This window comes from Methylobacterium sp. BTF04 (assembly GCF_010692745.1).
Classification (GTDB): domain Bacteria; phylum Pseudomonadota; class Alphaproteobacteria; order Rhizobiales; family Beijerinckiaceae; genus Methylobacterium.
This window is the reverse complement of sequence record NZ_JAAHTB010000098.1, coordinates 1-4,982: the sequence shown is the minus strand read 5'-3', so window position 1 is coordinate 4,982 and position 4,982 is coordinate 1. Positions and strand designations below refer to the sequence as shown.

At 61.7% G+C, this 4,982-nt stretch carries 7 protein-coding genes; 6 read left to right on the top strand and 1 reads right to left on the bottom strand.

What is annotated here, in order from left to right:
- Together G3T14_RS23030 and G3T14_RS23025 are read left to right on the top strand one after the other, a co-directional pair.
- The coding region (locus tag G3T14_RS23030; protein ID WP_163644832.1) for a helix-turn-helix domain-containing protein at positions 1-239 on the top strand (239 nt) is incomplete at its 5' end.
- A gap of 157 nt (positions 240-396) precedes the next feature.
- Positions 397-1,527: an alkene reductase gene (locus G3T14_RS23025; protein ID WP_163644831.1), complete on the top strand. Its 1,131-nt coding sequence runs from the start codon at positions 397-399 to the stop codon at positions 1,525-1,527.
- A gap of 241 nt (positions 1,528-1,768) precedes the next feature.
- Here the strand turns inward: G3T14_RS23025 and G3T14_RS23020 are convergent, their stop codons facing one another.
- Positions 1,769-1,966, bottom strand: coding sequence for a hypothetical protein (locus G3T14_RS23020; RefSeq protein WP_163644830.1), 198 nt, complete (start codon positions 1,964-1,966; stop codon positions 1,769-1,771).
- A gap of 590 nt (positions 1,967-2,556) precedes the next feature.
- Here G3T14_RS23020 and G3T14_RS23015 point away from each other — a divergent pair.
- The 4 genes from G3T14_RS23015 (at position 2,557) to G3T14_RS23000 (ending at position 4,802) form a co-directional block, all read left to right on the top strand.
- Complete coding sequence (locus G3T14_RS23015) at positions 2,557-3,204, top strand: BON domain-containing protein (RefSeq protein WP_163644829.1); 648 nt, start codon at positions 2,557-2,559, stop codon at positions 3,202-3,204.
- 75 nt (positions 3,205-3,279) lie between these two features.
- A complete protein-coding gene (locus tag G3T14_RS23010; RefSeq protein ID WP_163644828.1) occupies positions 3,280-3,990 on the top strand; it encodes a hypothetical protein in 711 nt (236 codons plus the stop codon).
- A complete protein-coding gene (locus G3T14_RS23005) occupies positions 3,990-4,463 on the top strand; it encodes a heme-binding protein (protein ID WP_163644827.1) in 474 nt (157 codons plus the stop codon). Before G3T14_RS23010 ends, G3T14_RS23005 begins: the two co-directional genes overlap by 1 nt.
- Before the next feature lie 12 nt (positions 4,464-4,475).
- Positions 4,476-4,802 (top strand): hypothetical protein, encoded by a 327-nt coding sequence (locus G3T14_RS23000; protein ID WP_163644826.1) that lies wholly within the window; start codon positions 4,476-4,478, stop codon positions 4,800-4,802.
- Positions 4,803-4,982 lie beyond the last annotated feature (180 nt).

Here is a 4,982-nt window from a genome sequence, read left to right as displayed (position 1 = left end):
ACGAGAAGGTGGCGGCCTTCCTAATCGGACTTCAAGAGCGCTACGTCCGGATCGGCCGGTCATCAGTCACCCTTGAACTGCCCATGGGCCGCCTCGACATCGCCGACCATCTCGGCCTCACCATCGAGACGGTGAGCCGGACCCTGGCGCGCCTCGACCGGGACGGATGCATCATCATCGTTCCGGGCGGCGTCCGCCTCATCGACCAGACGCGCCTAGACCGGTTGTCGGCGCACTAAACAGCTGGTGCAATTGATCTCAGTCAAAGCGGATCTTATCATGTAACGCTATGGCTTGAATCGCAAACTCTTAAATCTTGCGCGATCTTTTAGCGACTGGATTGCTGAAGACGCAAGGTTGGAGGCAGGTTAATATCCTCCATTTTAGGTTCCGGCCATGAACAAATCGAATCTTGCACTCGCTCCCGGTAGGGTTTTCGAGAAGCAGCATACGCTGTTCGAACCAATTCGGGTCGGAGCCCTTCGACTGGCCAATCGGATCGTCATGGCACCCCTGACGCGAAACCGTGCCGGCCCTGGCCTGGTCCCGGGCCCGCTCGCAGTTGAATACTACGCTCAGCGCGCCTCGGCCGGATTGATCATCGCGGAGGCCACGCAGGTCTCGGCCCAGGCACAAGGCTATGCCCATACGCCCGGATGCTACACGGACGATCAGGTCCGGGGATGGAGGAAGGTCACCGACGCCGTCCACGCCAAGGGCGGGACCATCGTAGTCCAGCTCTGGCATACCGGACGGATGTCGCACACCAGCTTCCAGAAGGACGGCCAAGCTCCCGTGGCACCCTCCGCGATCCGCGCGAACGCCAAGACCTTCGTCTCCGGCGAGGGCTTCATCGATGTGTCGATGCCGCGGGCGTTGAGGCTGGACGAACTCCCGGGGATCATCGCCGATTTCCGGCATGCCGCGCGTTGCGCTATCGACGCCGGTTTCGACGGGGTCGAACTTCACGGCGCCCATGGATACCTGCTCGATGCCTTCCTGCGCGACGGCACGAACCATCGCACCGATGCCTATGGCGGCTCCATCGAGAACCGGGCGCGCCTGCTGCTCGAAGTCACGAAGGCCTGTGCCTTGGCCATTGGCGTGGACCGCCTCGGCATCAGGATTTCACCGGTCTCGACCGCCGGCGATTCCCACGACAGCGACCCGCAGGCCCTGTTCGATCATGTCGTCGACGGCCTCAACCGCTTCCGCCTGGCCTACGTCCATGTCGTCGAGGGCGAGACCGGGGGCGCCAGGGACAGCATCGCCTTCGACTACGCGCAACTTCGCGCGCGTTTCGACGGCGTCTGGATGGTCAACAATGGCTACACCCGCCAGATGGCGATGGACGCCATCACAAGCGGGCGCGCCGACTTGGTGTCGTTCGGACGTGCGTTCATCGCCAATCCCGACCTGGTCGAGCGCCTGCGCAAGGATGCCCCCCTCAACGCGATGATGGATCGGGAAACACTCTACGGCGGCGGCGCGCACGGCTACACCGACTATCCGTTCCTTGTTCATTGAGTGACAACGGCATCCGGTCGATGGAGATCGACGGATGCCATTTCATTGAGCACCCTGTAGTGCAGATCCTGGCAGGCAGATGAGAATATCAATGAGGCGGAACGGCACTTTAGAGTCCGAATAAATTTTCTCAAAGCTATAGAATTTGAGCCTTACGGTTGGTTTTCTGCATAGCAAATCGACAACAAAGATTGGGATCCGGAGAGGGGCTGATACCGTCTCCGGATTTTTCATTAGCCCACTAACGCAGTGTCGAAGCCTCGCCGGGTTTGAGGCGGCGTTCCTCGTCGGGATCGCTGATCGTGTTCAGCTGCTCCAAATGCTTGAAGACGTGCTCGAATGCGTTGATGAGAGCCTGTTCGAAGTGACCGTCACTTTTTCCTTGAGCGCCCTTGAGCGCAGCAAGCAATTCATGGTGTTTGTCTGTGTCACTCGCCATGTCAGATTTCCTTTTCAGTGATTTTTCAAAAATATTTGCAAGTGTGAACTAACGACTTAGGCGAAGCGGTTTTAAAACCAAATGATAGCTCATGGCTATATGCCGCTACCGTGCGGTGGGGGTAGGCGGATTCGGATGGATGCCATACCAGCGGGAGTGCACCCCCGAATGACCGGTGTGTACTTCACGATCCCACGTGCTTCCGGTCGCGGTGGGTTCGGGAGCCCTTATGTCACTCGGCACGACCTCGCTGGCCACCGGCATATTGGGACCGTTCGTCCCGGGTGGGCTCCCATCGGCGGTGGCGGCCTGGACGATGGAGGCCATGAGGATCGTCCCCATCAGCGGGAGGGCGAATATCAGCGGACGAGCCATTTTGGGGTGTCCTAATCGGGGTGTCGATGCCCCTGGGATGCAATCAAGCGCTAGCCGAAGCATCCGCTCAAAATAATCGATCTGTCTTGCGCCAGATCAAAGAAGTGCCTCCGAGCAGAATTTAAAATTCTCCCTTCGATGGCTTCAGGCGTCCGCCACGATTTATCGCGACGAAGACGTCTGGTCATCGAGATTGACGAAAATGGGAGAGAAACATGACCACCGATAAAACCTTGCAGGCGAATGTCCTTGCCGAGCTCGATTGGGAGCCGAGCGTCAACGCCGCGCATATCGGCGTCACCGCCAAGGACGGAATCGTGACCCTGACCGGCCATGTCGAGAACTACATGGAGAAGTACGCTGCCGATAAGGCCACCGGCCGCGTCAAGGGCGTGCGCGCCGTCGCCGAGGAGATCGAGGTCCGCCTTCCGCATCACGCTCAGAAGAACGACGACGAGATCGCAGCTGCATTGCTCCTGCGCCTGGACTGGAACGTCTCGGTCCCGGACAAGGCCGTCCAGCCCAAGGTCGAGAAGGGTTGGGTCACCCTCACCGGCCAGGTCGATTGGCAGTTCCAGAAGGAAGCGGCCGAGCACGACATCCGTGGGATGCTCGGCGTGGTCGGCATCTCCAACTGGATCAAGATCAAGGAGCGGCCGAACGCGGTGAACATCGGTGCCGACATCACTGAGGCTCTGCATCGGAGCTGGTACGACCCGAAGACCATCAACGTCACGGCCAGCGGCGGCACGGTCCGTCTGACCGGGACCGTGGACAACTGGTACGACCGACAGATGGCCGGATGGACCGCCTGGGCCGCGCCCGGCGCCACCACCGTCGAGAACAACATCAGGGTCGTCTGAGCAGGTCTTTCACGTCGATGCACCGGGCGGTCCGATTGGATCGCCCGGTACGGCCTCCTTCAGGAAACCCTTTCGATGATCCATCACCAGATCCACGGCCACGACCGGACGACCCTCGCCCAGATCTTCAATCATCCGACCAGCCATAACCTGGAATGGCGAAAGGTGGTGGCCTTCGTCGACCGGTTCGGAAGCGCCGAGGAGAAGTCCGACGGAAAGTGGACCTTGAGCCTGGGCGGTCGTGAGTGGACCTTCCCCCAACCGCACCACAAGGACATGGATCCCCGCGAGGTCGAGCGCCTGCGGCACCTGATGGAGGACGCCGGCTTATCCGCCTTTTCCACGGAGATGTTGGCAGCAACCCCCGCAGCGAAAGAGAGCGATGCCCTGATCGTCGTGGATCACCACGAGGCGCGAATCTACCGCCTCGATCCCGAGACCGTCGAGGGGGCGACGGAATCCACCCTGCGGCCGTACGACCCCCACGGCTACATCCACCATCTCACCCACAAGGACGATGGGAACTATCGCGGCCAGCGCGCCCCGGAGGACCTGAGCTTCTACGAGGGGATCGTCGCGGCGGTCAGGAATGCGCCGCGTATCGCCATCGTCGGTCATGGCACCGGCAAGAGCAGCGCGATGTCCGTGCTGACCGACCGACTGCGGGAGCACCATCACGAGACGCAGGGACGCGTCGTGGCGACCGTGAATGTCGACCTCTCCGCCGCGACGGATGGGCAATTGCTGGCGCTCGGTCGCGAGATACTGACCCGGGACGACCGGTGATGAAAGCTCGCGTTTCCATCATGGATGCCGGCGTCCTGACGCTGGATGAGGCGACCGCAATCGTTGGGCGTGCCATCGCCGAGGCTCACCGCCTTGGGATCTTGGTTAGCGTGGCGGTCTGCGGCGGAGAGGGCCGCCTCGTAGCGTTCTCAAAGATGGACGGCGCGGGTTGCATGGACGCGCGCAGGGCCATCGGAAAGGCCGTGGCCTCGGCCATCTCCGGCGAGCCAAGCGAGATCATGCCGCCGCCCGGTGATGACCTCTACTGTTCCGTCGTCGAAGGCGAAGGGACCGCGGCTTTCCACGAACGGGGCGGCCTGCCATTGAGGCGAGGTGGCTTGTTGATCGGCGCTGTCGGCGTATTCGGAAACGCATCCCGAGAACAGGACCTCGCCTGCGCGACGGTCGCGGGAAGCTTGGCGGGCCTCATGGCAGAGTATCTATTGCCACGACGACTTCCCGCCGCACGCTGAGGGATGAAGCACATGACCGATCTGAACGTGGTTTTCCTCGCGCCCGGCAGACTCGGGTGGCTCGACGACACCCGCCGCCGGACCATCTCCTTCGCTGCGGGCGAACCCGTTCCCAGGATGGGGGAATGCGTGGTCCTCGCGTTCGAGGCCGGCGCCCGCCGCTGGATGGTCGAGGACGTGGCGCACATCTTCGGTGATGCAGGCCATGAGATCGCGGTGCGGCTGACCTGGGGCGCGGATCATGCCTATGAGGCGGTCTCGTCGGACTACCGGATGGAGTTGCTGCCACCACACATCAACGGGAGCATGCAGATCGGGCCTGTGCCGCCCGGCAGTTAATTGTCCATCCGACGAGGTATCAGGCACATTCAAGACGTCCGCGGTATCCACGGTGGCGGTCGAAGATGGGAACCAACCGGGTCGAGGCAAGTGCCGCCTCCGGGTCTTCCCCAAGGCGGCGTTTGCGTATTCATCCGGCGTGGACCGCGGGGGTCCTATTTCGTCATGATGCGGCGGATA